Source organism: Sphingomonas faeni (assembly GCF_040407495.1).
GTDB lineage: Bacteria > Pseudomonadota > Alphaproteobacteria > Sphingomonadales > Sphingomonadaceae > Sphingomonas > Sphingomonas faeni_D.
On sequence record NZ_JAPZPP010000005.1, the window covers coordinates 160,812 to 184,159 of the forward strand.

Genomic DNA, 23,348 nt, shown 5'->3' on the forward strand with positions numbered 1-23,348 from the left:
TCGCGGGACAGAGTCCTTATCCGCCCGTATCGAGCGAATAGCCCGCCGAACGGACGGTGCGGATGATGTCCGGACGCTCGCCGACGTTGATCGCTTTCCGCAGCCGCCGGATGTGCACGTCGACCGTCCGGCTCTCGATATCGCTGTCATGCCCCCACACCGCATCGAGCAGCCGCTCGCGCGAGAACACCCAGCCGGGATGCTCTAGGAAATGCTTCAACAGGCGGAATTCGGTCGGTCCGAGCGAGACGACTTCGCCCGAGCGGCGGACCTTGTGACCGACCGTGTCCATCTCGATGTCGGCATAGCTGAGCGCCTCACCGGCGAGGGCAGGGCGCACGCGGCGCAATACCGCACCGACGCGCGCGACGAGTTCGCGCGGCGAGAAGGGTTTCGTCACATAATCGTCCGCACCGGTTTCGAGACCCCGCACGCGATCCTCTTCCTCACCGCGCGCGGTGAGCATGATGATCGGCACGTTCTGCGTCTCGGGTGCGCGGCGCAGGCGACGACAGACCTCGATCCCCGACAGCCCCTCGACCATCCAGTCGAGCAGGACAATATCGGGCACCTTCTCCTTGGCGAGCAGCAGCGCTTCCTCGCCGTCGGGGGTATGCGCGATCTCGAAATCCTCGCGCTTGAAATGCCAGACCAGCAATTCGGCCAGCGCAGCATCGTCTTCGACCAACAGCATTTTCGCGCGTGCCATTATGCCTGCTCCTTCTTTATGCCGCGTTCGCGATCGACCATCTGCGTGCCGGTCGCGGCGAAATAGACCATCTCGGCGACGTTGGTGGCGTGATCGCCGATCCGCTCGAGGTTCTTGGCGACGAACAGCAGATGCGCGACCTGGCTGATCGTCTTCGGATTCTCGACCATGTAGGTGACGAGCGTACGGAAGATGCTGTCGTAGAAATCGTCCAGCGCATTGTCGCTTTCGACCACGCGCACCGCCTCTTCCGCGTCGCGCGCGGCAAACGCGTCGAGTACGTCGTGGACCATCTCGCTCGCCATCCGGCCCATCGCGGGCAGGATCGAGATCGGCTCGATCCGATGCTCGCTCTCGATCATCGGCACGCGCTTGGCGATGTTCTTGGCGTAATCGCCGATCCGCTCGACGACGCCGGCGATCTTCAGCGCGGCGACCACCTCGCGCAGGTCGACCGCCATCGGCGCGCGCAACGCGATGATCCGCACCGCCAGTCGCTCGACCTCCGCCTCGATGACGTCGATCTGCTTGTCGGCGACGCGTACCTGTTCCGCGAGCGCGAGGTCATTGCGTTGCAGCGCCTGCATCGCCTTGTCGATCGCGTCCTCGGCGAGCCCGCCCATCTGCGAGATTAACCCGCGGAGCTCGCCGATGTCGTTGTCGAAGGCCTTGACCGTATGCGTGTTCATGGTCGTTTCCCGACTCAGCCGTAACGGCCGGTGATGTAATCCTTGGTCCGCTCTTCGCGGGGATTGGTGAAGATGTCCGAGGTGTTACCGTATTCGACCAGCGTGCCGAGGTGGAAGAACGCGGTTTTCTGGCTGACGCGCGCCGCCTGCTGCATGTTGTGCGTGACGATCACCATGGCGTAGCGGCCGCGCAGTTCGTGGATCAGCTCCTCGATCTTTGCGGTCGCGATCGGATCGAGTGCCGAGCAAGGCTCGTCCATCAGGATGACCTCGGGGTCGACCGCGATCGCACGCGCGATGCAGAGCCGCTGCTGCTGGCCGCCCGACAAGGCCGTGCCGCTGTCGCTCAGCCGATCCTTCACCTCGTCCCACAGACCGGCACGCCGCAGCGACTTCTCGACGATCCTGTCGAGGTCCCCCTTTGCGCCCGCGAGACCGTGGATGCGCGGGCCGTAGGCGACGTTCTCGTAGATCGATTTCGGGAACGGGTTGGGCTTCTGGAACACCATGCCGACGCGGGCGCGGAGCTGCACCACGTCCATGTCGGGCGAATAGATGTCCTGGCCGTCGAGCTTGATCTCGCCGGTGACGCGCGCGCTGGCGACGGTGTCGTTCATGCGGTTGAGCGTGCGCAGGAAGGTCGACTTGCCGCAGCCCGACGGGCCGATGAACGCGACCACCTCGTCCTGGTCGACGTCGATCGAGACGTCGTTGATCGCGATCTTGCTGCCATAGGCGACAGAGACGTTGCGCGCCGTCATCTTGAGGATGGGAGGCTTAGAATGTTTTGGCATCACCAGCGGGTCTCGAATCGGTTGCGGAGGTAGATCGCGACGCCGTTCATCGCGAGCAGGAACACGAGCAGGACGATGATCGCGGCGGAGGTCTTCTCGACGAAGCCACGGCTGACCTGATCGGACCACAGGAAGATCTGGACGGGCAGAACGGTCGCGGGATCGGAGAGGCCCGAGGGCGGGGCTGCAATGAACGCGCGCATGCCGATCATCAGCAGCGGCGCGGTCTCGCCCAGCGCGCGCGCCATGCCGATGATCGTGCCGGTGAGGATGCCGGGCAAAGCGAGCGGCAGGACGTGGTGGAAGACGACCTGCACCGGCGACGCGCCGATGCCGAGCGCGGCATCGCGGATCGATGGGGGGACGGCCTTGATCGCGTTGCGCCCGGCGATGACGATGACGGGCATCGTCATCAGCGCGAGCGTCAGGCCACCCACGATAGGTGCCGAGCGGGGCATGCCGAACGTGCCGAGGAACACGGCCAACCCGAGCAGACCGAAGATGATCGACGGCACCGCCGCGAGGTTGTTGATCGACACCTCGATCAGGTCCGTCCAGCGGTTTTTCGGCGCATATTCCTCGAGGTACAGCGCCGACAGCACGCCGATCGGGAACGCTAGCAGCAACGTGACGATCATCGTCAGCAACGACCCCTTGAACGCTCCCCAGATCCCAACTCGGGTCGCATCGGTCGAGTCCGCGGAGGTTAGGAAGCCGGCGTTGAACCCACGGGTCAGCGCGCCGCTCGCCTTCAGCCGCGCGACGATCGCTTCGGCGTCGCGCGTGCCGTTGCCCTTGGCGGCGACGTCGATCGGGCTGGAGACGGGGACCTCGAACACGGTCTTGCGCTGGAGCAGCGACGGGTCGGCCTTGATCGCATCGCGGACCACCGCCCAGGCGCCGTCGGAAAGCAGGTCGGTGCCGTCCTTGCCGAACGCCTTGGTCGCGGCGAGGTCGACCGTGCCTTCTAGCCCTGCGCCGGCGAGCGCGAGATCGGCGCCGCGACCGACCAAGCGCGCGGGCTCGATCGGCAGCTTGGCGGCGGCGAGATCGACCGGGAGCGACACGCGCGTCTCAACGAACCCGCTCGCGCCCTGCATCACCATCGTCATCAGCAGATAGGCGAGGAACGCAGCGGACAGCCACACCGCGGCGAGCCCGGCGAAGCGGAAGCGGCGCTCGGACGCATAGCGTCGGCGGATGCGCGACTGCATCGCCTGCGTCGTCCAATCGGTCGGCACGCGGCGCACGGGTTCCGCATTCGTCACAGGAATCTGGGGCACGAGCGTGTCACTCATAGGCTTCGCGGTACCGTTTGACGACGCGCAGCGCGACGATGTTGAGGAGTAGCGTGACGACGAACAGGGTCAGGCCCAGCGCGAACGCGGCGAGCGTCTTGGGGCTGTCGAATTCGGCCTCGCCGGTCAGCAGGTCGACAATCTGCTTGGTGACCGTGGTGGTGCTGGCGAACGGGTTGAGCGTCAGCGTCGCGACACCGGAGGCGGCCATGACGACGATCATCGTCTCGCCGATTGCGCGGCTGACTGCGAGGAGCACGCCGCCGACGACACCGGGCAGGGCGGCTGGGAGCAGCACGCGGCGGATCGTCTCGGACGAGGTGGCGCCCATCGCGAGGCTGCCATCGCGCATCGACGAGGGGACCGCGGCGATCGAATCGTCGGCCATCGACGACACGAACGGGATGATCATGATGCCCATCACGAGGCCCGCGGCGAGCGCGCTCTCCGACGACGCCCAGCTGATCCCGACCGACACCGCGAGATCGCGTACTGCCGGCGCAACGGTCAGCGCGGCGAAATAGCCGTAGACGACGGTCGGTACGCCCGCGAGCATCTCTAGGATCGGCTTCATCCACTTGCGCGTCGTGGGCTTGGCATATTGCGTGAGGTAGATCGCGCTCATCAGCCCGAACGGGATGGCGACGATCATCGCGATCACCGCGCCGATGAAGAACGTCCCCCAGAACAACGGCACCGCGCCGAGCGACGCACCCGGATCGCGCGCGTCGATGACCTGCGGGCTCCAGTGCGTGCCGAACAGGAAGTCGGTGATCGGCACGACCGAGAAGAACCGCACCGATTCGTACAGCAGCGACGCGACGATCCCGACCGTGGTGAGGATCGCGATCAGCGATGCGCCGAGCAGCGCGAGCATGACGACGCGCTCGATCTGCGTACGCGCGCCGAAGCCGGGCTTGACGCGCGTGAACGCGAACGCGCCGCCGGCGAAGGCGAGCAACAGCGCGGCGGCGGTGGCGATCCAGTCGTAGCGCGACTGCGCGGCGGCGTAGGACGGCGCGAGCGTGCGCGCGAGACCGTGGAATGCGCCGAAGCTGCGGCCTTCGGCGAGGCTGCGCGCTTCGGACAGGATCGAGGCGCGGTCGAAGCCGGGCTGGGGGAGCTGGATCGCGGCCGGGGTGGCGAGCACGGCGTCGGTGACGAGCGCGGGCGCGGTCATCGACCAGACCACGAGGAAGACGAGCGGCGGGATCGCGGTCCACAGCGCGACGTACCAGCCGTGATGCGACGGGAGCGAGCTGAACCTGGCGGTGCTGCCGGCGCGGAACCGCGTGGCGCGGACGCGCGCGGTCAGCCAGCCGATCAGGCCTAGACCGAGGACGAGGAAGAGGAGGGCGATGGGGGACATCAGGCGTGTCCTCCCGATGCTACTATTCCGGCATGCACTCGATGGAGCGCCCGGGGGGGAGCCCCCCCCCCGGCGAAGGCCGGGGTCCAATTGGAAAGGTCGGGGTAACGGGGCGCTGCACTCACCAATGCAACGGTGCCCCATTGGGCCCCGGCCTTCGCCGGGGGGGTGGCTTTGTGTGAGCCAGACGTAGCCAAACCCCGGTTCCCCCGCGGACGCGGGGCCCCAGCTAAGTTCCGATCGCGGGCTTGGCTCCTGGGCCCCCGCTTTCGCGGGGGAACTAGGGAGGGGGTGCGGCTTTGCGAGAAACGCATCACGACAACACCGCCGGATCCAGCACCGTCTCGTTCGCGATAATCGCCGCAGACCGCGCCTGGATCGCCGCCGGAGACGCAATCAACCCCCGCTTCACCAACGGCCCCGTCGCCCCCCAGTTCGCCGCATACAGCTTCAACAAGTTCCGCAACCCCGGGATCGCGGTAAGATGCGCCTTCTTCACATAGATATAGAGCGGCCGAGACCCCGGATACGCATTGTCCGCGATCGTCGCATAGGTCGGCGCGACACCCGAGATCGATACCCCGTTCACGTCGTCCTTATTCTCTTCGAGATAGCTGTACCCGAACACGCCGATCGCATTGGGGTTCGACTGCAATTTCTGGACGATCAGATTGTCGTTCTCGCCCGCATCGACATACACGCCGTCCTCGCGCACCCGCGTACACAGTGCCTTGTGCGCCTCGGCATCGGACTTCGCGAGCGCCTTGGCCGTCGGATCGCTAGCCTCACACCCCTTGGTCAGGATCAGCTCGGCAAGCGCATCGCGCGTGCCACTGGTCGCCGGTGGCCCATAAACCTGGATCGGCACCGCGGGCAGCGCAGGATTAACGTCGCGCCACACCCGCGCGGTATTCACCTTGCCCCCCGGATTGGCGGCGAGCGCCTTGTAGAGATCTGTCGGCGTCAGCTGCATCTTGGGGCCGTTCTTCGCTTCGGCAAAGGCGATGCCGTCGATTCCGACCTGGATCTCGATCACGTCGCGCACGCCGTTCTTCGCACACGTCGCGTACTCGCTCGCCTTCATCCGCCGCGATGCGTCCTCGATATCCGGATGCGCCGCGCCGACGCCCGCACAGAACAGCTTCATGCCCGCGCCGGTCCCGGTCGATTCGATCACCGGCGCCTTTGCGTCAGGATCGTTGGCGACGAGTTGCTCGGCGATCATCGTCGTGAACGGATAGACCGTCGACGACCCGACCGCCGTGATCTGGTCTCGTGATCCCGCACCGCCGCCGTTCGCCTGATCGACGCACGCGGCCAGAGCCCCAACCACCCCTAGAAGAACGAACCGCTGCACCAGAATTCCCGTCATGCACCGGCCTTAGCGGTACTTAAGACGATCCTGTGTGACAGTTGGGTTACCCTTTTATGACAGCGCCTTTGGTCGCCCCGCCACTCGGGGGCAGGATGACCGAAACGATCGTCCCGACGCCGACCTGACTTGCGATATCGAGCCGCCCCCGGTGCCGCTCGACGATGTGCTTGACGATCGCCAGCCCAAGACCCGTCCCGCCCAGCGACCGGCTTCGGCCTGCATCCGCGCGGTAAAAACGCTCGGTCAGCCGTGGAATGTGCACCGCCGCGATCCCGTCGCCCTCGTCGCGAATCGACAGGCGGATCATCCCGGCGTCGTCGCGCTTCAACTCGATCGTCACCGGCGTCCCCGCACGCCCGTATTTCATGGCGTTGCCTATTAGGTTGTGGAGCATCTGCGACAGCTGCACCCGATCCCCCGACACCGAGGAGAGGTTCGGATCGATCGTCGCGACCAGATCATGCCCACGATCGCCCGCCGCATCGGCCAGTTCCTCGCGCGTGTCCTCAACGAGTTGCGCGAAATCGACCGCTTGGTCGGGCAGGCGAAACTTCTCCGCCTCGATGCGCGACAACGAGATCAGGTCCTCGACCAGCCGCTGCATCCGCCGCGCCTCGTCGTCCATCACTTTCAGGAACCGCGCACGGACCTCCGCATCCTCACCCGCCTCGTCGCGCAACGTCTCGATAAAGCCCAGGATCGACGCGAGCGGCGTGCGCAACTCGTGGCTCGCATTGGCGACGAAATCGATCCGCATCCGCTCGGCGGCATAGTTGCCGGTCTGGTCGACAAGGTGGACGATCCGCTGGCCTTCCGACGTCTCGCTGAGCAGCATCTCCCAGCGCTGGTCGCGCGTGCCGAGCCCGACCAGCTCGATCGGCCGCTCGCCGTCGATCGGCCCCGGCGTCCCCAGCCGCTCGGCAGCGGCAGGATGGCGGATCGCAACGCGCGCATCCTCGCCGAGGATATGCGCGCCGAGCAACGTCCGGGCGGCACGATTGGCCACCACCACGCGGCCGTCCTCGACCAGCATCACCGGCGCGACGATCGCGTCGAGGACGTCGTCGAGCACCGACGGCGACACGCTGGTCGCGTCGGCGGGGGCAGGCGTCTCGTCCCCGGTGCCAGCGGCGACCAGCGCGGCGGCGATTCCGCCCACCAGCGCAACGATCGCGCCCTGCACGTCGCGCGTAATGGCGAACACCGCCACTGTCGCAACAACGACGACAACGATCGCCCAGAACGTGCGCAGGCCAAATCCCGACAACATGGCATTTCCTCAGGATGGGGGCAGCGTTCGCCCCGTAGACGGCATTCTTAAGGCGGATCGATGCGCGGGGTAATCACCAATCCCGCCCGACGGCAATGCCGAATGCTTCCTCCTGGAGCGACGGACAGATCTTTCGCCGTACGCCTTTCCTCAGGTGCGTGGCCGCCTACATGATGTCTCGCGCACAATGGAGCAAACGATCATGAAACGGACCGGAAACACTATCCTGATTACCGGCGGCGGCTCGGGCATAGGCGAAGCGCTTGCGCACCGGTTCCACGACCTTGGCAACATCGTCATCATCGCCGGTCGCCGGCAGGATGCGCTCGACAAGGCCATCGAGGGGCGGGCCGACATGCATGCGGTCGCCGTCGACGTCGAGGACCCCGCCGCGATTACCGCGTTCGCCAAGACCGTGATCGAGCGGTTTCCTGCGCTGAACGTGCTGATCAACAATGCGGGTATCATGCGGCGCGAGACGATCGATACCGCGCGCGATCTCCCGGATGCGGAGGCGATGATCACGACCAACGTGCTGGGCCCGATCCGGTTGATCGATGCGCTGGTCGATCACCTCGTCGCGCGTCCCGACTCCGCGATCGTCAACGTCACGTCGGGACTGAGTTTCGTCCCGTTGATCGTTGCACCAACATATTCCGCAACCAAGGCGGCGGTGCACTCCTACACGATGTCGTTGCGCGAGGTGCTGAAGGGCAAGGTCGAGGTGATCGAACTCGCGCCACCGGGCGTGCAGACCGAACTGACGCCGGGCCAGGCGACCCGTTCCGGCTATCAGCCGCTCGAGGAGTTCGCAGACGAGGTTCTCGCGCTGTTCGACGAACAGCCGACCCCCGCCGAGATCCTGGTCCAGCGCGTGCGTCCACTCCGCTTCGCGGAGCGTGACGATCAGATGGACATGTTGCTCGCCAGGGTGAACGCCGCAGCAAACCCCGAGTGAAGGCGAACCGGGCCGCGCTCGACAGTGGTTGAGCGCGGCCCGGTTCGGTCAGATGCGCAGGTAGCGGTAATACCAGACTTCATGCCCTTGCCGCCGCGCCTTGCGCTCGTACCGCGTCTCGGGCCAATCGTCGGGGCGGACCAGGAAATCCTGCGGCGTCTTGGCCTGCCACTCGAAATCGCGGCGCGCGTTCATGATCATCATCGACCAACGGCAATAGGTCGGGTCGTCGGTGCCGAGCCGGAATTCCGCGCCGGGCTTGAGCTTGGCGGCGATCGTGTCGAGCGGGCCGTGGTTGACCATGCGGCGCTTGGCATGGCGCGCCTTCCGCCAGGGATCAGGATGCAACAGGTACAGCCGATCCAGGCTGGCGTCGGGCAGCCGTTCGATCACTTCCAGCGCATCGCCCATGTGTAGCCGCACGTTGGTCAGCTCGCCGTCGCGGATGTGCGCGAGTGCACCGACGACGCCGTTGAGGAACGGTTCGCAGCCGATGAAGCCGACATCGGGGTTCATCGCGGCCTGTCCCGCCAGATGCTCGCCTGCGCCGAAGCCGATCTCGACATGGAGTGGACGATTGTCGCCGAACAACGTCATCGCATCGATCGGCCCTTCCTCGGGCACCGACAGGTCGGCGAGCGTTTCCTCGACGAGCGCGGCTTGGCCGAGGCGCAGCTTGTGGCCCTGGCGACGGCCATAGAGGCGGCGGATAACAGAAGGATCGTTCATCGCCGCGCGCTCTAGCGGGCGATTGCGCCGGAGCAAAGCGCGACGCGGACCGTTGCAGTCTCGTAATGGTCGACAACGCTTCCAATCCGCCCGGCGAAGACGTCGAGGATCTCAAGGCCGCCGATGCGCAGGACCTGCACAAGGCGGTTCGCGAGGAGGGTGAGGAGGAACTCGATCGTCCGATATCCTCGCTGTTCTTCTCCGCGCTCGCTGCGGGCATGGCGATCGCCAGTTCGCTGATCGCGGAAGGCGCGCTGCACCACGCGCTGCCCGATACGCCGTGGCGGACGATCATCGTCTCGCTTGGCTATCCGATCGGGTTCCTGGTCGTGATCCTCGGGCGGATGCAGTTGTTCACCGAGAGCACGATTACCGCGATGCTGCCGTTGGTGACCAAGCCGTCGGGCTGGGCATTGCGGCGCACCTTGCGGCTCTGGAGTGTGGTGCTGGGCGCCAACCTCATCGGGACGGCGCTGGCCGGCGGGATGATCGCGGCGGGCCTGCTCGGCGGTAGCGAGCTGCGTACCGCGATGATCGAGGTGTCGATGGCGATCACCGAACTCTCGCCGGGTGCGACGTTCGTTAACGCGGTCCCGGCCGGGTTCATGATCGCGATCCTCGCCTGGTCGCTGCCGAATGCGCGCGAACAGTCGTTCCTCGTGATCGTCGCGATCACCTATGTCGTCGCGATCGCCGCGTTCAGCCATTCGATCGTCGGATCGGTGGAGGCATGGCTGTTGGTGTTTTCGGGTAAGGTCGGCGTCGCCGAGGCGCTCGGCGGGCTGGTGGTGCCGGCGATCCTCGGCAACTTGCTGGGCGGTGCGGGGTTGTTCGCCTTGCTCGCGCATGCACAGGTGCACGGTGAAATGCACGGACAGGACGAGAGCTGATGGGCAAGACCAAGGACGCCGCAAGGGCCGTCGAGAAGGCAGACCGCGAGGCGACGCACAAGGCCGCCCAGCACCGCGACGAGCCGCTGGTCAAGGCGACCGGGTTCCTCGCGGAGATCGGCGACCAGCCGCAACTCGTGGCGACGTCGATCGGTACCTTCGTGATCGGCCTGATCGCGCGCAGGCCGGAGGTGATCCGCGGCGGCGTGCGTATGCTGGCGGCACATGCGGCGGCGACCTTCGTCAAGTCGGCGATCAAGGCGTCGGTCGACCGCACTCGCCCCGAAAAGGCGATCGAGGACGGCAAGGCCCGGTTCGAACCGGGCAAGAGCGACGATCACGAACAGACGTCGTTCCCCTCCGGTCACACCGCGGGCGCAGTTGCGGTCGCGCGTGCTGCGTCCCGCGATATCGCTGGTGCCGGCGGGCCGGCGGCGTTGATCTCCGGTGCGGTCGCGGCGGCGCAGCCGGTGACCGGTAAGCATTACCTGTCCGATCTCGTCGTCGGAGCCGCAGTCGGCTGGATCGCCGAAGCGCTCGTCAGCGCGGTATTCGACCGGGTCGCGCCCGTAGTCGAGACGGCTGTGGCGACCAAGGCGCCCGTGTTGATCGAGCACGTCAGCGCTTGAGCATCTCTCACGACCGGGTGTTACCTGTTGAGCACAGATTGCAGCGGAATCGATATTTGTAAGGATCTGTAAGGAGATAGCGGAACCGTTACGCCCGCGTGACGGTTGCCACCGCATCGTAACCAGAACGGACTATCCCCATGAAGAAGCTTTCCATCGCCGTCACGCTTGCCGCCATGGCCGTCTCGCTCGCAGCATGCGGCGGCAAGGGCGATGACAAGCTCGGCAGCCAGGTCGAGAAGGCCGCGGACAACCGCGCCGACGCACTCGACGCCGCTGCCGACAATCTTGAGGACCAGGCCAAGGCAGTCCGCAAGGATGGCGACCGCCAGTCGGACGCGATCGACGATGCCGACGTGAACGCGCAGGCGATGCCGCAGGCCCAGAAGGACGCCCTGGTCAACGGCAGCGAGAAGCTCCGCTGATATCGACCGGCGCCTGACCGCGCCGCAAAATGGGCCGTCCCCTGGTGAAAACCGGGGGGCGGCTTTTTAGTATATGGTCCCGGCGGATCGTCGTCCGGCATTCACAAGGGGTAAGACATGATCGACAGACGTCGACTGGAAACGGGGGGCTTCCTCGTCTTCCTCGTGGCGATCACGGTGGCGTTGTGCGTCGTGGTCTCGACGTTCGCGGTCGCACTGCTGTGGAGCGGCCTCGCGGCGATCCTGTTCCAGTCGTTGTACCAGTGGTTGCTCAAGCGCTGGCCGGGCCGGCGCAATCTCGCTGCGGCGATGACGTTGCTGATCATCTTTGTGGCGGTGATCGTGCCGACGCTGATTATCGGCAGCCTGATGATCGACCAGTCCGCCTCGGTCTACGCTCGGCTGCAAAGCGGGCAGATCAACTTCGGCGCCTATTTCCAGCAGATCCACGACGCGCTGCCGAACCGGATCCAGGGTGCGCTCGACAAGGCCGGTCTGAACAGCTTCGAACAGGCGCAGTCGCGCGTGTCGACGATCCTCGGCAACAGCGTCCGCTCGATCGCGGGGCAGGCGCTGTCGATCGGTCGCAACGCGGCGGCGTTCCTGCTGTCGTTCGGCATCGGGCTGTACGTGACCTTCTTCCTGTTGCGCGATGGTGACAAGGTGGGGCCGGCTATCCGCAGGGCGTTGCCGCTGGAGCATTCGGTAGCGAAGACGCTGGTCGACAAGTTCGTCGCGGTGGTCCGCGCGACGATCAAAGGATCGGTGATCGTCGGTCTCGCCCAGGGTGCGCTCGGCGCGGTGACGTTCTGGATCGTCGGGGTGCCGGCCGCGCTGCTATGGGGGCTGCTGATGGCGCTCACGTCGCTGCTGCCCGCGTTGGGGCCTGCGCTCGTCTGGGTCCCGGTCGCGGTCTATCTGCTGGCGACCGGCGCGATCTGGCAGGGCGTGGTGGTCGTCGTCTCGGGCGTCGTGGTGATTGGCCTGGCCGACAATATCCTACGCCCAATCCTGGTCGGTCGGGATACCGGGATTCCGGATTACATTGTTCTCGTGTCGACGCTGGGCGGGATCGAAGCGGTCGGGATCAGCGGGATCGTCGTCGGGCCGTTGGTCGCGGCGCTGTTCCTGACGGCGTGGCAGGTATTGACCGAGCAGCGGCACGCGCAGCCGGTGAGAAGCCTCGAAGAGTGACCAACCCGTTCTCCTGCGAATGCAGGAGCCTAGGATACCAAGCGTATCAATTGTGACCCTGGGCTCCTGCGTTCGCAGGAGAACAGACAAAAAATAGCCTCCCGCGGACTGGTCCGCCGGAGGCTATTTCACATCACCAGGGCATCGCGATCAGGCGACGGCGGCCTTCAGCGCGTCGACCAGATCGGTCTTTTCCCAAGTGAACGTGTCGCCCACGGGCTCGCGACCGAAGTGACCATACGCTGCGGTCTTCTTGTAGATCGGCGCGTTGAGCTTGAGATGCTCGCGGATGCCCTTCGGCGTCAGGCGCACGAGCTGCGGCAGGACCGCCTCGAGCTTGGCCTCGTCGACCGTGCCGGTGCCGTGCAGGTCGACATAGACCGACAGCGGCTCGGCGATGCCGATCGCGTAGCTGAGCTGGATCGTGCAACGGCGCGCCAGGCCGGCCGCGACGACGTTCTTCGCCAGATAGCGCGAGACGTACGCAGCCGAGCGATCGACCTTGGTCGGATCCTTGCCGCTGAACGCGCCGCCGCCATGCGGGGCCGCGCCGCCGTACGTGTCGACGATGATCTTGCGACCCGTGACGCCGGCGTCGCCGTCGGGGCCACCGATCTCGAACGCGCCGGTCGGGTTGATGTAGATCTTGGTCGCGTCGGAGATGAAGCCGTCGGGCAGCACGTCCTTGAACACACCCATCACGTAGTCACGCAGCTCGGCATACTTCGCCGGATCAGGGTTCGTGCCCTTCTCCGAATAGCCCGGCGCATGCTGCGTCGAGACGACGAGCGCGGTCGCGGCGACCGGCGCTTCGTTCTCGTACGACAGCGTGACCTGGCTCTTGGCGTCGGGCTGCAGGAACGGCGCAACGCCCGAATGGCGATCGGCGGCCATCCGCTCGAGGATCTTGTGGCTGTAGTACAGCGTGGCGGGCATCAGGCCGGGGGTCTCATCGGTCGCGTAACCGAACATGATGCCCTGGTCGCCGGCGCCCTCGTCCTTGTTGCCGCTCTCGTCGACGCCCATCGCGATTTCCGCGGACTGCGCGTGGAGGTTGTTCTCGAAGCGGAAGGTCTTCCAGTGGAAGCCGGTCTGCTCGTAGCCGATTTCCTTGACCGTGTTGCGCACCGCGGCCTCGATCTCCTCAAGCACGCCCGGGGCCCACTTGCCATTCTCGTAGATGCCCTTGCCGCGGATTTCACCGGCGAGGACGACGAGCTGCGTGGTGGTCAGCGTCTCGCACGCAATCCGTGCCTGCGGGTCCTTGGCGAGGAAAAGGTCGACGACGGTATCGCTGATCTGATCGGCGACCTTGTCGGGATGGCCTTCGGAGACCGATTCGGAGGTGAACAGGAAGGATTTGCGCATGAGGGCCTCTTCGTCATGCCCGCCGGCGAAACTGCCGATAGAGCGTCATATAAGGAAAGCTTTATATGACCTTCTAACGCTGGCGACGGCGTAGGGCAACTGCGCTCGCGAGCATGAGTGCGGCAACGATCGCCGCCATCGCATTCCCGACCCGTGAGAACAGCGTTGGCGGCAACGCGGACGGCATGGGTTGCTCGATCGCACCTGCCGCTTCGTGCGGGACGGTCGCGACGAGACGGCCATCGGCGGCGATGATCGCTGAGATCCCGGTCGGGGTGGCGCGGAGGATCGGCAGGCCTTCCTCGATCGCGCGCATCCGGGCTTGCGCGAGATGCTGCGGCGGCCCCCATTTGCCGAACCACGCGTCGTTCGAGGGGTTGAACAGGATGCGCGGCCGGTGCGCGCGGTCGACCACCTCGCCCGAGAAGATGATCTCGTAGCAGATCTGCATGCCGATCGAACCGAAGCCGGGCAGCGTCAGGTTCGCAGGCCCCTTGCCCGAGGTGAAGTCGATGTCGCCGGGCACGAGCCGCGCGAGGCCGAGCGGCTTCAGCAGCCACGGCATCGGCAGGTACTCGCCGTACGGCACGAGGTGCGCCTTGTCGTAGCGCCCGCGGAGCCGCGCCTGGGCGTCGAGTGCGAACACCGAGTTGGCCGCGCCGGAGATCTGATCCTTGCCATCGAACTCGAGCGCGGTGCCGCCGATCAGCAGAATATCGTCCGGGCCGAGCAGCCGCGCCATCCGGCGGCGCAGGTAAAGCGGGCTCGACCAGCCGTAAGCGTAGAAGGGGTAACCGTCCTCGACGTAATCGCGGACGACGCCCTCGGGCCAGACGACCAGGCGCGGCGTGGCGCCGCCTCGGCCGCTGAGCTTTTCGAGCGCGGAGAGCACGCGCTCGCCGTCGGATTCATTGCGGTCCTCCTGGCCGATATCCGGCTGGACCACGCGGACCAGCGGTGTGCCGCGGGCGGGAGGTGGCGCATTGATCCAGAGCGCGGATAATGCGGCGAGACTGAGGGCGGGGATGGCGATCGCCGGCAGCGTCCAGCGGCGTACCGCGAGCATCAGCAGCGCGCCTGCCGCCAATATGGTCACGCCCGACAACGCGTAGGTGCCGATCCACGCGGACAGTCGCGCGACGCCGATCGCGGGGAGCCAGACGACGCTCAGCGGATCCCAGGCGTATCCAGTGAATAGCGTCGCGCGGAGCCATTCGGTCGCGATCCAGGCGGCGGCGAAGACCAGCACGAACGTCGCGTCGGGGGTGCCGGGCCGCTGTGCGATCCGCCAGGCGAGCGCGCCCGCCAGCATCGGGAACAGCGCCAGATACAGCGCCAGGCCGACCGCGGCGAAATAGCCGAGCACCGGCGGCATCGCATCCTGGAAGTCGAACGCGTGCTTGAACCAGTTGTTGTTCACGGTGAAATGCCCGAGCCCGAACAGCCATCCGCGCCACAGCGCGCTGCGCAAGGTCGGCGCGTCGTGGACGAGCTTCATCCACAGCGCGAACGCGACGAGCGTCAGCGGCCAGAGATCGAGCGGAGCGAACCCGGTCGCGGCAAGCGCACCGAGCACGAGGCAGGCGAGGGCAGGGTAACGGTTCACGCTCGCGCTATGCCGGGGCGGGGGAGGGGGGGCAATGTTTTCGGTGTGATGGGGCGGGGGCATGAAGAGCGCCCCCCGACCTCTAGCACCACCCCGGCGAAGGCCGGGGCCCAATTGGAAAGGTGGTCGTAACGAAGCGCACCCCTTCATTAGCTACGTCCCCCGATTGGGCCCCGGCCTGCGCCGGGGTGGTTTGGGGTGGGGGAAGGCCATCCTCACCAATACTTGTTCTCCCGCGAAGGCGGGAGCCAAGACTGGGCTCCCGCCTTCGCGGGAGAACAAGGAAGAGCTACCGTCACTGTGGGTGAACCACCCACCGAATCCTCCGGGTCGACGAACCTTCCATCCCAACCTATCTTCCCCAGATGACCCTGCGCCCCTTCCACCTCGCCTTCCCGGTCCACGACCTCGCCGCCGCCCGCACCTTCTACGGCGCGACCCTCGGCTGCCGCGAAGGGCGGTCCAGCGACCACTGGATCGATTTCGACCTGTTCGGCCACCAGATCGTCGCGCACCTCGACCCCTCGGCCAAACCCGTCGCGGTCGAGAACGCGGTCGACGGCCATGCCGTCCCGGTCCCGCATTTCGGCGTCGTCCTGACGATGGACGACTGGACCGCGCTGTCGGAACGCGTCACCGCCGCCGGCGTGCGCTTCGGGATCGCGCCGTACATCCGCTTCAAGGGTGAGCCCGGCGAGCAGGCGACGATGTTCTTTCTCGATCCCAGCGGCAACGCACTCGAGTTCAAGGCGTTCGCCAACGACGACATGATTTTCGCGACTTAAGGAATAAACATGGGCACCCCCATCACCGTCGACGTCCCCCATCAGCTCGGCAAGGCGGCGGTCCGCGCGCGGCTCGACGGCGGGATCGGCAAGATCAGCGACAAGATCCCCGGTGGGTCGGTGACTGAGCAGCGCTGGGAGGGCGATACGCTGCACTTCACCGTCCAGGCGATGGGCCAGACGATCGCCAGCGCGGTCACCGTGTTCGAGACCAACGTCCACGCGGTCGTCGACCTGCCCGGCATCCTCGGGCTGTTCGCGAGCAAGGTGCAGGACATGATCCGCAAGGAAGCGCCAAAGCTCCTGCGCTGACGACGACGTAGCGCCGGGGGGATCAGGCCCCCGGCGCGCGCCGATACAAGGCGAACGCCGCCTTTGCGCCGGCGACAGCATTCGCGACCCAGGCCTCGTCGGCAGGCTGCCGGTCGATCGTCGCGAGCAACGCGCGCCATTCGCCCGACAGATGCTTTGCGGCAAGATATGCCGATGGCATGCCCTCCGGCACAGACCGCGACAACATGATGCCGCCGAGCCGCGAGCCCTCCATCACATACATCGCGCCCCATCCGGCCGCCTCACTTTGGGCGAGATCGAACGCCATCGGCGTCGGCATCGCCTCACCCAAAGCGGCGAGATCGGCAGCAAGCGCCTCACTCCGTGATCGGACCGCGGCAAGGCCCGGAATGTCCTTGAGCCAAGCCTCGACCGCCGGCAGCGCCTTGGCATGCGCGATCAGGAACGCGCGGTAATCGTCCGCATCGCTCAGGTCATAGCGTCCGAACCCGGCATCGACCGCGTCGTGATCGCTTGCCGTCGCCGCACGAAGACGCGCGACGGTCGAAACCGTATCGGTCAACAGCAGCGTCCCCCGCCCTTGCTGCCGTACCGCGCCTCCTGCCGATCGCGGAAGAACGCGCGTTCGTCCATCGGCGCGTGGTCCGGATGCCGCTCGGCCATGTGCTGGCGATACGCCGCGTAGGAGGGCACGCCGACCATCAGCAACGCGGTCTCGCGTGCCTTTGCGTAGAGCGCGCGGATCATTCTGCGACCACCAGCTGTGGCGGGACTTCGGTCACCGTCGGCCGGTCGATCTTCAGCGCCGCGAGACAGGTACGGATGCCGAAGAACACGATCGACAGCACCACAGCCAGGAACAGCGCGCAAAGCCCCGCGTCGATCCGGTCGTTGAGAACGATCCGCTGCATCTCCGCCATCGTCCTGGCCGGCGCGAGCAGTTCACCCCGCGCCGCCGCGTCCGCGAACTTCGAGGCGTGCGCGAGGAAGCCGACTTTCGGATCGCTCGCGAACAGCTTCATCAGCCCGGCGGTGATCGTGCACAGGCACAGCCACGCGGCCGGCAGGATCGTCACCCACGCGTACCGTTGGCGCTTCATCCGGAACAGCACGACCGTCGCCAGCACCAGCGCGACCGCCGCGAGCATCTGGTTCGAGATGCCGAACAGCGGCCACAGCGTGTTCACGCCGCCCAAGGGGTCAGTAACGCCCTGGTACAGGAAGAAGCCCCACGCGATCACGCAGAGCGCGGTCGCAATCAGCCCGGGCACGATCGCCGAGGCATTGCGGAACGACGGCACCGCGAGCCCGATCAAATCCTGCAACATGAACCGCCCGGCGCGCGTGCCCGCATCGACCGCGGTGAGGATGAACAGCGCCTCGAACAGGATCGCGAAGTGATACCAGAACGCCTTCATCGCCTGCCCACCGACGAGGTGGCTGAAGATCTCCGACATCGCCACCGCCAGCGTCGGCGCGCCGCCCGTGCGGCTGACGATCGTGGTCTCGCCGACGTCCTTTGCGGTTTGCGCGAGCAGTTCCGGCGTTATCGGAAAGCCCATCGCGGTGACTGCGGTAGCCGCGGAGGCAAAGTCGGTGCCGACCACCGCCGCCGGGCTGTTCATCGCGAAATACACGCCGGGATCGAGGATCGACGCGCCGACCAGCGCCATGATCGCGACGAAGCTCTCCATCAGCATCGCGCCGTAACCGATGAACTGCGCGTCGCCTTCGCTGGCGATCAGCTTGGGCGTGGTGCCGCTGGCGATCAGTGCGTGGAAGCCCGACACCGCGCCGCACGCGATCGTGATGAACAGGAACGGGAACAGCCCGCCCGACCAGACCGGGCCGGAGCCGTCGATGAACGGGGTGAGCGCAGGCATCCGCAGTGGCGGCGCGACGACGGCGATACCGATCGCGAGTGCGACGATCGCGCCGATCTTGAGGAAGGTGGAGAGGTAGTCGCGGGGGGCCAGCAGCAGCCACACCGGCAGGACCGAAGCGACCGCGCCGTAGCCGACCATCAGGACGCACAGCTGCACCGGGGTCAGTGTGAACAGCGGCGCGAGCGTCGGCGAGGCGGCAACCGTGCCGCCATAGACGATCGCCGCGAGCAGCCCGATGACACCGAGAACGGAGACTTCGCCGACCTTCCCGGGCCGGATCCAGCGCGTGTAGATTCCCATCAGGAACGCGAGCGGGATCGTCGCGGCGACGGTGAACAGCCCCCACGGACTCCCGGCGAGCGCGCGGACGACGATCAGCGCGAGCACGGCGAGGATGATGACCATGATCGCGAACGCACCGATCAGCGCGATCACGCCGGGGACCGCGCCCATCTCCATGCGGATCAGCTCGCCGAGCGACCGTCCGTCGCGCCGCATAGAGATGAACAGGATCATGAAATCCTGCACCGCGCCGGCGAGCACGACGCCGGCGAGGATCCAGAGCGTGCCGGGAAGATAGCCCATTTGCGCGGCAAGCACCGGGCCGACGAGCGGACCGGCGCCGGCGATGGCGGCGAAATGGTGGCCGAACAGGACGTTGCGGTCGGTCGCGACGTAATCGAGGCCGTCCGCGCGGCGGAGCGCCGGGGTGGGGCGGCTCGGGTCGAGCTCCATCACATGCCGGGCGATGTACCGTGCGTAGAACCGGTACGCGATCAACTGGACGGAAACGGCGGCGGTGACGATCCACAGCGCGTTGACATGCTCGCCCCGCTCGAACGCGACGACCGCGAGCGCGCAGGCTGCGAGCAGGGCAAGTGCGCCCCAACCGATCTTCTCGCGTAGTGTCATCCGTGCGCCCTCCCGTGCGGTCCGTCACGCGCGGCATCGCGTATTCGGGCGCGGAGCGCTAGCCTAGATCGGGTTGGTGAGGCCTGACCACAGTTTGGCTCGAACTGCGGTTGGGGTTTCGTAGCGGTAAGACGCATCGCGAGGCTGTTCAACCAGCGGAGGTACCACCCCGGCGGAGGCCGGGGCCCAGTTGGCAAGGTTGCAGTAACGGAGCGGGGAGCATCGTCATCGCCGTCCCCCAACTGGGCCCCGGCCTCCACCGGGGTGGTGGCCCATGTTGGGTGAGGGTCTTTGCTCCATGACGTGCCGGAAAATCTGCCCGGTTGCGCCCTCTGTCGCGTGAGATGGCGTGGTTCGACACGAGCCCTGGACTGCGGGCTTCGTACCGAACCGAAAGTCGTCACAGAACACCCAGGAAACTCAAACCCGCTCCCGTCACCCCGGCGGAAGCCGGGGCCCACCGCCCCCCCACGATCCGACGCGGTTGGCGTGCGGCGTAGTGGGGGCGGAACGAGTTCGGCATAATGCGTTGGGGCGAGCGCTTGGTAGTGCGCACTCTTGATGTTCGGCAGTGAGAACCGCACGGAAGATGCGAACCACGCGACAGCCGTTCCCCCGCGGACGCGGGGGCCTAGCTGAATACCGTAGCGCACCGGTACCCTGGCCCCCCCGTATTCGCGAGGGAACGGCGGGTTAGCGATGTGCCCGAATGCGAATGCCCGTCGATTGGTTTTAGCATCCGGGCTACCGATGCGAGGGCAGTTCGAGACTCAACCGCCGCACCGTCGCGACAACGAGCAGACCAACCGCTCCATCACTTCGCTCCCCTCCCTGAAAGGGAGGGGCTGGGGGTGGGTTGGCCGGCTTAGGCCACTCGCGTTGGACCGTGTGAAACCCGACCCACCCCCGACCCCTCCCTTCCAGGGAGGGGAGGAGAATGGGGAGCCACACCTAGGCTCGTCGCCCCTACGGCCCCCAAAGCTCAAACCTGCGAGTGATGCCCCTTCAGCTCATCGCCGACGATCCGCACCACATGCAGCACGTTCGTCGACCCAGGTGTCCGGAACGGCACGCCCGCGAGCACGATCACCCGGTCGCCCGCCTTGGCCATGCCGTGCCGCAACGCCATCCGCTTCGACTTGGCGACCATGTCTTCGAACGACTCGACGTCGCGCGTGTGGACCGCATGCGTCCCCCACAGCAGCCCGAGCCGCCGCGCGGTCTCCTGGCTCGGCGTCAGCACCAGCAGCGGCACCGACGGCCGCTCGCGCGCGATGCGGCGCGCGGTCGAGCCCGACGTCGTGAAGCAGATGATCGCCACAGCCGACACGGTCGCGGCGATGTTCTTCGCCGCCTCGGCGAGCGCATCCGCGGTGGTCGGATCGGGCTTCATCACGGTGAAGTGCATGCGGTCGCCATGCTCGGGATCGGCCTCGACCGACACGCCGATCGCATCCATCATCGCGACCGATTCCATCGGCCACGCACCCGCCGCGCTCTCCGCCGACAGCATGATCGCATCGGCGCCGTCATACACGGCCGTCGCGACGTCCGACACTTCGGCACGCGTCGGCGAGGGCGACGTGATCATCGATTCGAGCATCTGCGTCGCGACCACCACCGGGCGGCCCATCCGGCGCGAGACCTCGACGATGCGCTTCTGCAGCGGCGGCACCTGCTGCGGCGGCAGCTCGACGCCAAGATCGCCGCGGGCGACCATCACGCCGTCGCAGGCCTCGACTATCTCCTCCAGCCGCTCGATCGCCGCCGGCTTCTCGATCTTCGCCATCAGCGCCGCCTTGCCGCCGATCAGTTTCCGCGCTTCCCACAAATCTTCCGGACGCTGGACGAACGAGAGCGCGATCCAGTCGACGCCCTGGTCGACCGCGAAGTCGAGATCGCTGCGATCCTTCTCGGTGAGCGCCGCCATCGGCAGCACCACGTCGGGGACGTTCAGCCCCTTGCTGTTCGACAACGCGCCGCCGACCTCGACGCGAGTCGTGATCTCGCGCGGGCTATGCGACACGACGCGCAGCACCAGCTTGCCGTCGTCGAGCAGCAGGCGTGCGCCCGGCTCGATTGCCGCGAAGATCTCGTCGTGCGGCAGTTCGACACGCGTCGCGTCGCCCGGCGCGGGGTCGCGGTCGAGCACGAAGGTCGCGCCGGTCTCGAGCACGGTACGGCCGCCGTCGAACTTGCCGACACGCAGCTTCGGACCCTGGAGATCGGCAAGGATGGTCGACGGACGACCATAGTCCTTCTCCAGCGCGCGAATCGCCTGGATCACGGCGATCTTCGACTGCTGGTCGCCGTGACTCATGTTAATGCGGAATGCGTCCGCGCCGGTACGGAAGAGAGTCGCGATCATCTCGGGCGTGCTGCTGGCAGGGCCGAGCGTCGCTAGAATGCGGACTTTGCGCGAACGGGGTGCGATGGCCTTGGTCATGCGGTGCGTCTTCCTCGGCGTTTCCTGGGGGAGGTCTTTGCCGCGACGGGCCTTAACCCCTATCTCCGTGGGATCAACCACGGAGCATAGTAATGAACCCCGATCGCCTCGATACTTTGGACGATGCCGTAGCGGCGCAGGCGTTTCGTCGGCTGATCCGACATCTCCGCCACCGCGAGGACGCGCAGAACGTCGACCTGATGGGGCTTGCCGGTTTTTGCCGCAATTGCCTGTCCGACTGGGTCGAGGAAGCGGGCGGCATGACGAAGGATGCCGCGAGGGAGACGGTGTACGGGATGCCGTATGCGGAGTGGAAGGCGCACCATCAGGGCGACGCGACCCCCGAGCAGCTCGAACGGATGAAGGCGAGCGTCGCGAAGAACGCGGTGGTCTGAGAACGGCTGCAATTGATTCGCGACGATCCCCCGCAGGGTCGCTTGAGCCGAACACGGTAAACGCCTAGACGCAGGCCCGCACCCAATTCGGCATGATTCAGGACGTCTCCGGACGGCGATCACCGGTGCGGGCTTGTATCTTGATTGGCTTTTGACCGGCGCGTGGGCGCTGGCGAGTGGGGAATTTTCGATGTCTGACGAACGGCAACACGGCATGGGCGGCGGCGCGGTCGCAGCGGACGAACTGCGCCTGCTGATCGAGCGCGCCGAGCGTCTCGAAGAAGAGAAGAAGGGTATCTCGGACGACATCAAGGACGTGATGGCCGAAGCGAAGGGCCGCGGGTACGACCCCAAGGCGATCCGCAAGATCCTTTCGATCCGGAAGAAGAAGAAGGAAGAGTATCAGGAGGAGGAAGCGATCCTCGAAGTTTACCTCCAGGCGTTGGGGATGATCTGAGGGTCGCCAGGGCGGTGAGACGGCCAAACGCGTCGGTTTCGACGTGTTTAACAGAACTGTCATCAGTTGCGGATTAGTGTCCGGCTATGAACATCCGTTTTCTCGCCGCCCTCGCGCTGGCCACTATGGCCGCCCCCGCCCAATCGGATGAGGGGGCGGCCAACGCCAGCTTCTGCCAGCGGATCGCGACCGAGCTCGGTATGAAGACGGCGAAACCGTCTGACGGCCACGCCGCATGGGAGCTGAAGACGCTCGGCGGCCTGGGTACCGCACTGTTCGGTGGATCGAGCTATGTTTCGATGGGGCTCGGTCCGGCTGAAGACTCGGTCATCACTAACGCACGCCAATATGTCGATGCGTGTGCCAGCATCGCCAACGGGATGGTATGCACTGTTACCGGGCCGGCGGAATTCCAGATTGGTGTGAAAGATCACATGGTCAAGATGCGCGCGAATGCGGGCGAGCGTGCAGAGGTCCGCATGGTTAAAATGCGGATCCGTTGCGAGGACCGTTGACCGCGCCGAATAGCGCGCTCGCTGTCGTCACGGCCGTCCTCCTGCTGGTGCTGGTCAACGTCATCACGGTCGCCGCGTTCGCGCTCGACAAGCGGCGATCATCGACTGGCGCGTGGCGGATTCCCGAAGCGCGGTTGCTCTGGTTCGCGGCACTTGGCGGTAGCCCAGGCGCGTTCTGGGCGCGCAATCGCTACCGGCACAAGACACGGAAGCAACCGTTCGTCGGTCGGCTCCAGCTCATCGCGATGGTACAAGTCGGCGTCGTCGCAGGGCTCGCCATCGCGTTCTCACTCTAGGTTCGGCAACCACCAGCGTCATTGTTGCACCTGAAACGTAAGTGTATTGCCGTTATGCA

General features: G+C 66.2%; 25 protein-coding genes. 11 read left to right on the forward strand and 14 right to left on the reverse strand.

Going from position 1 to position 23,348, the window contains the following annotated elements; genetic code table 11:
• Positions 1 to 16: 16 nt before the first annotated feature.
• The 7 genes from phoB to O6W96_RS15730 form a co-directional block, all read right to left on the reverse strand.
• A complete protein-coding gene (gene phoB / locus O6W96_RS15700; protein ID WP_055873047.1) occupies positions 17 to 709 on the reverse strand; it encodes a phosphate regulon transcriptional regulator PhoB in 693 nt (230 codons plus the stop codon).
• Positions 709 to 1,398 carry a phosphate signaling complex protein PhoU gene (gene phoU, locus O6W96_RS15705; protein WP_056489018.1) on the reverse strand — a complete coding sequence of 230 codons (690 nt, stop codon included), beginning with the start codon at positions 1,396 to 1,398 and terminating at the stop codon, positions 709 to 711. The genes phoB and phoU overlap by 1 nt, the downstream gene beginning before the upstream one ends.
• 14 nt (positions 1,399 to 1,412) lie before the next feature.
• Positions 1,413 to 2,192 carry a phosphate ABC transporter ATP-binding protein PstB gene (pstB, locus tag O6W96_RS15710; protein WP_353470434.1) on the reverse strand — a complete coding sequence of 260 codons (780 nt, stop codon included), beginning with the start codon at positions 2,190 to 2,192 and terminating at the stop codon, positions 1,413 to 1,415.
• Positions 2,192 to 3,490: a phosphate ABC transporter permease PstA gene (pstA, locus tag O6W96_RS15715; RefSeq protein ID WP_353470435.1), complete on the reverse strand. Its 1,299-nt coding sequence runs from the start codon at positions 3,488 to 3,490 to the stop codon at positions 2,192 to 2,194. The genes pstB and pstA overlap by 1 nt, the downstream gene beginning before the upstream one ends.
• Positions 3,483 to 4,859 carry a phosphate ABC transporter permease subunit PstC gene (gene pstC / locus O6W96_RS15720; RefSeq protein WP_353470436.1) on the reverse strand — a complete coding sequence of 459 codons (1,377 nt, stop codon included), beginning with the start codon at positions 4,857 to 4,859 and terminating at the stop codon, positions 3,483 to 3,485. The genes pstA and pstC overlap by 8 nt, the downstream gene beginning before the upstream one ends.
• A 313-nt stretch (positions 4,860 to 5,172) precedes the next feature.
• Entirely contained in the window at positions 5,173 to 6,231 is a 1,059-nt protein-coding gene (locus O6W96_RS15725; protein ID WP_353470437.1) for a substrate-binding domain-containing protein, read from the reverse strand.
• Between the two features lie 46 nt (positions 6,232 to 6,277).
• Positions 6,278 to 7,504, reverse strand: coding sequence for an ATP-binding protein (locus O6W96_RS15730; protein ID WP_353470438.1), 1,227 nt, complete (start codon positions 7,502 to 7,504; stop codon positions 6,278 to 6,280).
• 202 nt (positions 7,505 to 7,706) lie between these two features.
• Between O6W96_RS15730 and O6W96_RS15735 the strand changes: the two genes are divergently transcribed.
• Positions 7,707 to 8,462, forward strand: a complete 756-nt coding sequence (locus O6W96_RS15735) for an SDR family oxidoreductase (RefSeq protein WP_353470439.1) — start codon at positions 7,707 to 7,709, stop codon at positions 8,460 to 8,462.
• A 48-nt stretch (positions 8,463 to 8,510) separates the two neighbouring features.
• Here O6W96_RS15735 and trmB read toward each other — a convergent pair whose 3' ends face one another.
• Positions 8,511 to 9,191 carry a tRNA (guanosine(46)-N7)-methyltransferase TrmB gene (gene trmB, locus O6W96_RS15740; protein WP_353470440.1) on the reverse strand — a complete coding sequence of 227 codons (681 nt, stop codon included), beginning with the start codon at positions 9,189 to 9,191 and terminating at the stop codon, positions 8,511 to 8,513.
• Between the two features lie 65 nt (positions 9,192 to 9,256).
• Here trmB and O6W96_RS15745 point away from each other — a divergent pair, with 65 nt between their 5' ends.
• The 4 genes from O6W96_RS15745 to O6W96_RS15760 all read left to right on the forward strand — a co-directional run bounded on the left by O6W96_RS15745 (position 9,257) and on the right by O6W96_RS15760 (position 12,329).
• Positions 9,257 to 10,081 carry a formate/nitrite transporter family protein gene (locus O6W96_RS15745; RefSeq protein ID WP_353470441.1) on the forward strand — a complete coding sequence of 275 codons (825 nt, stop codon included), beginning with the start codon at positions 9,257 to 9,259 and terminating at the stop codon, positions 10,079 to 10,081.
• Positions 10,081 to 10,710 carry a phosphatase PAP2 family protein gene (locus O6W96_RS15750; RefSeq protein WP_353470442.1) on the forward strand — a complete coding sequence of 210 codons (630 nt, stop codon included), beginning with the start codon at positions 10,081 to 10,083 and terminating at the stop codon, positions 10,708 to 10,710. Before O6W96_RS15745 ends, O6W96_RS15750 begins: the two co-directional genes overlap by 1 nt.
• Positions 10,711 to 10,850: 140 nt before the next feature.
• Complete coding sequence (locus tag O6W96_RS15755; protein ID WP_353470443.1) at positions 10,851 to 11,135, forward strand: hypothetical protein; 285 nt, start codon at positions 10,851 to 10,853, stop codon at positions 11,133 to 11,135.
• A gap of 117 nt (positions 11,136 to 11,252) precedes the next feature.
• Positions 11,253 to 12,329, forward strand: a complete 1,077-nt coding sequence (locus O6W96_RS15760) for an AI-2E family transporter (protein ID WP_353470444.1) — start codon at positions 11,253 to 11,255, stop codon at positions 12,327 to 12,329.
• Between the two features lie 150 nt (positions 12,330 to 12,479).
• Here O6W96_RS15760 and metK read toward each other — a convergent pair whose 3' ends face one another.
• Both metK and lnt read right to left on the reverse strand, forming a co-directional pair.
• Positions 12,480 to 13,697 carry a methionine adenosyltransferase gene (gene metK / locus O6W96_RS15765; protein ID WP_353470445.1) on the reverse strand — a complete coding sequence of 406 codons (1,218 nt, stop codon included), beginning with the start codon at positions 13,695 to 13,697 and terminating at the stop codon, positions 12,480 to 12,482.
• 73 nt (positions 13,698 to 13,770) lie between these two features.
• On the reverse strand, positions 13,771 to 15,303 hold the full coding sequence (gene lnt / locus O6W96_RS15770; RefSeq protein ID WP_353470446.1) for an apolipoprotein N-acyltransferase: 1,533 nt from the start codon (positions 15,301 to 15,303) through the stop codon (positions 13,771 to 13,773).
• Positions 15,304 to 15,668: 365 nt separating this feature from the next.
• On the opposite strand from lnt, the gene O6W96_RS15775 reads away from it, so the two are divergent.
• Together O6W96_RS15775 and O6W96_RS15780 are read left to right on the forward strand one after the other, a co-directional pair.
• The gene (locus O6W96_RS15775) at positions 15,669 to 16,088 is read left to right on the forward strand and encodes a VOC family protein (protein ID WP_353470447.1); all 420 of its coding nucleotides are present in this window, start codon (positions 15,669 to 15,671) and stop codon (positions 16,086 to 16,088) included.
• 9 nt (positions 16,089 to 16,097) lie between these two features.
• Positions 16,098 to 16,400, forward strand: coding sequence for a polyhydroxyalkanoic acid system family protein (locus tag O6W96_RS15780; protein ID WP_353470448.1), 303 nt, complete (start codon positions 16,098 to 16,100; stop codon positions 16,398 to 16,400).
• Positions 16,401 to 16,422: 22 nt separating this feature from the next.
• On the opposite strand, the gene O6W96_RS15785 is transcribed toward O6W96_RS15780, so the two are convergent.
• The 4 genes from O6W96_RS15785 to pyk form a co-directional block, all read right to left on the reverse strand.
• Positions 16,423 to 16,944, reverse strand: a complete 522-nt coding sequence (locus O6W96_RS15785; RefSeq protein ID WP_353470449.1) for a biliverdin-producing heme oxygenase — start codon at positions 16,942 to 16,944, stop codon at positions 16,423 to 16,425.
• Positions 16,941 to 17,129 (reverse strand): YbdD/YjiX family protein, encoded by a 189-nt coding sequence (locus O6W96_RS15790; protein ID WP_056061299.1) that lies wholly within the window; start codon positions 17,127 to 17,129, stop codon positions 16,941 to 16,943. Before O6W96_RS15790 ends, O6W96_RS15785 begins: the two co-directional genes overlap by 4 nt.
• Positions 17,126 to 19,180, reverse strand: coding sequence for a carbon starvation CstA family protein (locus tag O6W96_RS15795; protein WP_353470450.1), 2,055 nt, complete (start codon positions 19,178 to 19,180; stop codon positions 17,126 to 17,128). Before O6W96_RS15795 ends, O6W96_RS15790 begins: the two co-directional genes overlap by 4 nt.
• A 982-nt stretch (positions 19,181 to 20,162) precedes the next feature.
• Entirely contained in the window at positions 20,163 to 21,626 is a 1,464-nt protein-coding gene (gene pyk, locus O6W96_RS15800) for a pyruvate kinase (RefSeq protein ID WP_353470451.1), read from the reverse strand.
• Between the two features lie 92 nt (positions 21,627 to 21,718).
• Here pyk and O6W96_RS15805 point away from each other — a divergent pair, with 92 nt between their 5' ends.
• From O6W96_RS15805 to O6W96_RS15820, 4 genes are all read left to right on the forward strand, one after another.
• A complete protein-coding gene (locus tag O6W96_RS15805; RefSeq protein WP_353470452.1) occupies positions 21,719 to 22,021 on the forward strand; it encodes a DUF1244 domain-containing protein in 303 nt (100 codons plus the stop codon).
• Positions 22,022 to 22,235: 214 nt separating this feature from the next.
• Positions 22,236 to 22,478 carry a DUF2312 domain-containing protein gene (locus tag O6W96_RS15810; RefSeq protein ID WP_197942503.1) on the forward strand — a complete coding sequence of 81 codons (243 nt, stop codon included), beginning with the start codon at positions 22,236 to 22,238 and terminating at the stop codon, positions 22,476 to 22,478.
• Positions 22,479 to 22,564: 86 nt separating this feature from the next.
• Entirely contained in the window at positions 22,565 to 22,993 is a 429-nt protein-coding gene (locus tag O6W96_RS15815) for a hypothetical protein (RefSeq protein WP_353470453.1), read from the forward strand.
• Entirely contained in the window at positions 22,990 to 23,289 is a 300-nt protein-coding gene (locus O6W96_RS15820; protein WP_353470454.1) for a DUF1294 domain-containing protein, read from the forward strand. The genes O6W96_RS15815 and O6W96_RS15820 overlap by 4 nt, the downstream gene beginning before the upstream one ends.
• The last annotated feature ends 59 nt before the right edge of the window (positions 23,290 to 23,348 follow it).

Bases quoted from the DNA above. Each gene is read 5' to 3' on its own strand.
- trmB (WP_353470440.1), bottom strand. From the start codon at position 9,191: ATGAACGATCCTTCTGTTATCCGCCGCCTCTATGGCCGTCGCCAGGGC.
- O6W96_RS15725 (WP_353470437.1), bottom strand. From the start codon at position 6,231: ATGACGGGAATTCTGGTGCAGCGGTTCGTTCTTCTAGGGGTGGTTGGG.
- O6W96_RS15815 (WP_353470453.1), top strand. From the start codon at position 22,565: ATGAACATCCGTTTTCTCGCCGCCCTCGCGCTGGCCACTATGGCCGCC.
- O6W96_RS15805 (WP_353470452.1), top strand. From the start codon at position 21,719: ATGAACCCCGATCGCCTCGATACTTTGGACGATGCCGTAGCGGCGCAG.
- phoB (WP_055873047.1), bottom strand. From the start codon at position 709: ATGGCACGCGCGAAAATGCTGTTGGTCGAAGACGATGCTGCGCTGGCC.
- pstC (WP_353470436.1), bottom strand. From the start codon at position 4,859: ATGTCCCCCATCGCCCTCCTCTTCCTCGTCCTCGGTCTAGGCCTGATC.
- metK (WP_353470445.1), bottom strand. From the start codon at position 13,697: ATGCGCAAATCCTTCCTGTTCACCTCCGAATCGGTCTCCGAAGGCCAT.
- O6W96_RS15755 (WP_353470443.1), top strand. From the start codon at position 10,851: ATGAAGAAGCTTTCCATCGCCGTCACGCTTGCCGCCATGGCCGTCTCG.
- O6W96_RS15795 (WP_353470450.1), bottom strand. From the start codon at position 19,180: ATGACACTACGCGAGAAGATCGGTTGGGGCGCACTTGCCCTGCTCGCA.
- phoU (WP_056489018.1), bottom strand. From the start codon at position 1,398: ATGAACACGCATACGGTCAAGGCCTTCGACAACGACATCGGCGAGCTC.
- O6W96_RS15735 (WP_353470439.1), top strand. From the start codon at position 7,707: ATGAAACGGACCGGAAACACTATCCTGATTACCGGCGGCGGCTCGGGC.
- O6W96_RS15750 (WP_353470442.1), top strand. From the start codon at position 10,081: ATGGGCAAGACCAAGGACGCCGCAAGGGCCGTCGAGAAGGCAGACCGC.
- O6W96_RS15780 (WP_353470448.1), top strand. From the start codon at position 16,098: ATGGGCACCCCCATCACCGTCGACGTCCCCCATCAGCTCGGCAAGGCG.
- O6W96_RS15790 (WP_056061299.1), bottom strand. From the start codon at position 17,129: ATGATCCGCGCGCTCTACGCAAAGGCACGCGAGACCGCGTTGCTGATG.
- O6W96_RS15745 (WP_353470441.1), top strand. From the start codon at position 9,257: ATGGTCGACAACGCTTCCAATCCGCCCGGCGAAGACGTCGAGGATCTC.
- O6W96_RS15760 (WP_353470444.1), top strand. From the start codon at position 11,253: ATGATCGACAGACGTCGACTGGAAACGGGGGGCTTCCTCGTCTTCCTC.
- O6W96_RS15730 (WP_353470438.1), bottom strand. From the start codon at position 7,504: ATGTTGTCGGGATTTGGCCTGCGCACGTTCTGGGCGATCGTTGTCGTC.
- pstA (WP_353470435.1), bottom strand. From the start codon at position 3,490: ATGAGTGACACGCTCGTGCCCCAGATTCCTGTGACGAATGCGGAACCC.
- pstB (WP_353470434.1), bottom strand. From the start codon at position 2,192: ATGCCAAAACATTCTAAGCCTCCCATCCTCAAGATGACGGCGCGCAAC.
- O6W96_RS15810 (WP_197942503.1), top strand. From the start codon at position 22,236: ATGGGCGGCGGCGCGGTCGCAGCGGACGAACTGCGCCTGCTGATCGAG.
- pyk (WP_353470451.1), bottom strand. From the start codon at position 21,626: ATGACCAAGGCCATCGCACCCCGTTCGCGCAAAGTCCGCATTCTAGCG.
- O6W96_RS15775 (WP_353470447.1), top strand. From the start codon at position 15,669: ATGACCCTGCGCCCCTTCCACCTCGCCTTCCCGGTCCACGACCTCGCC.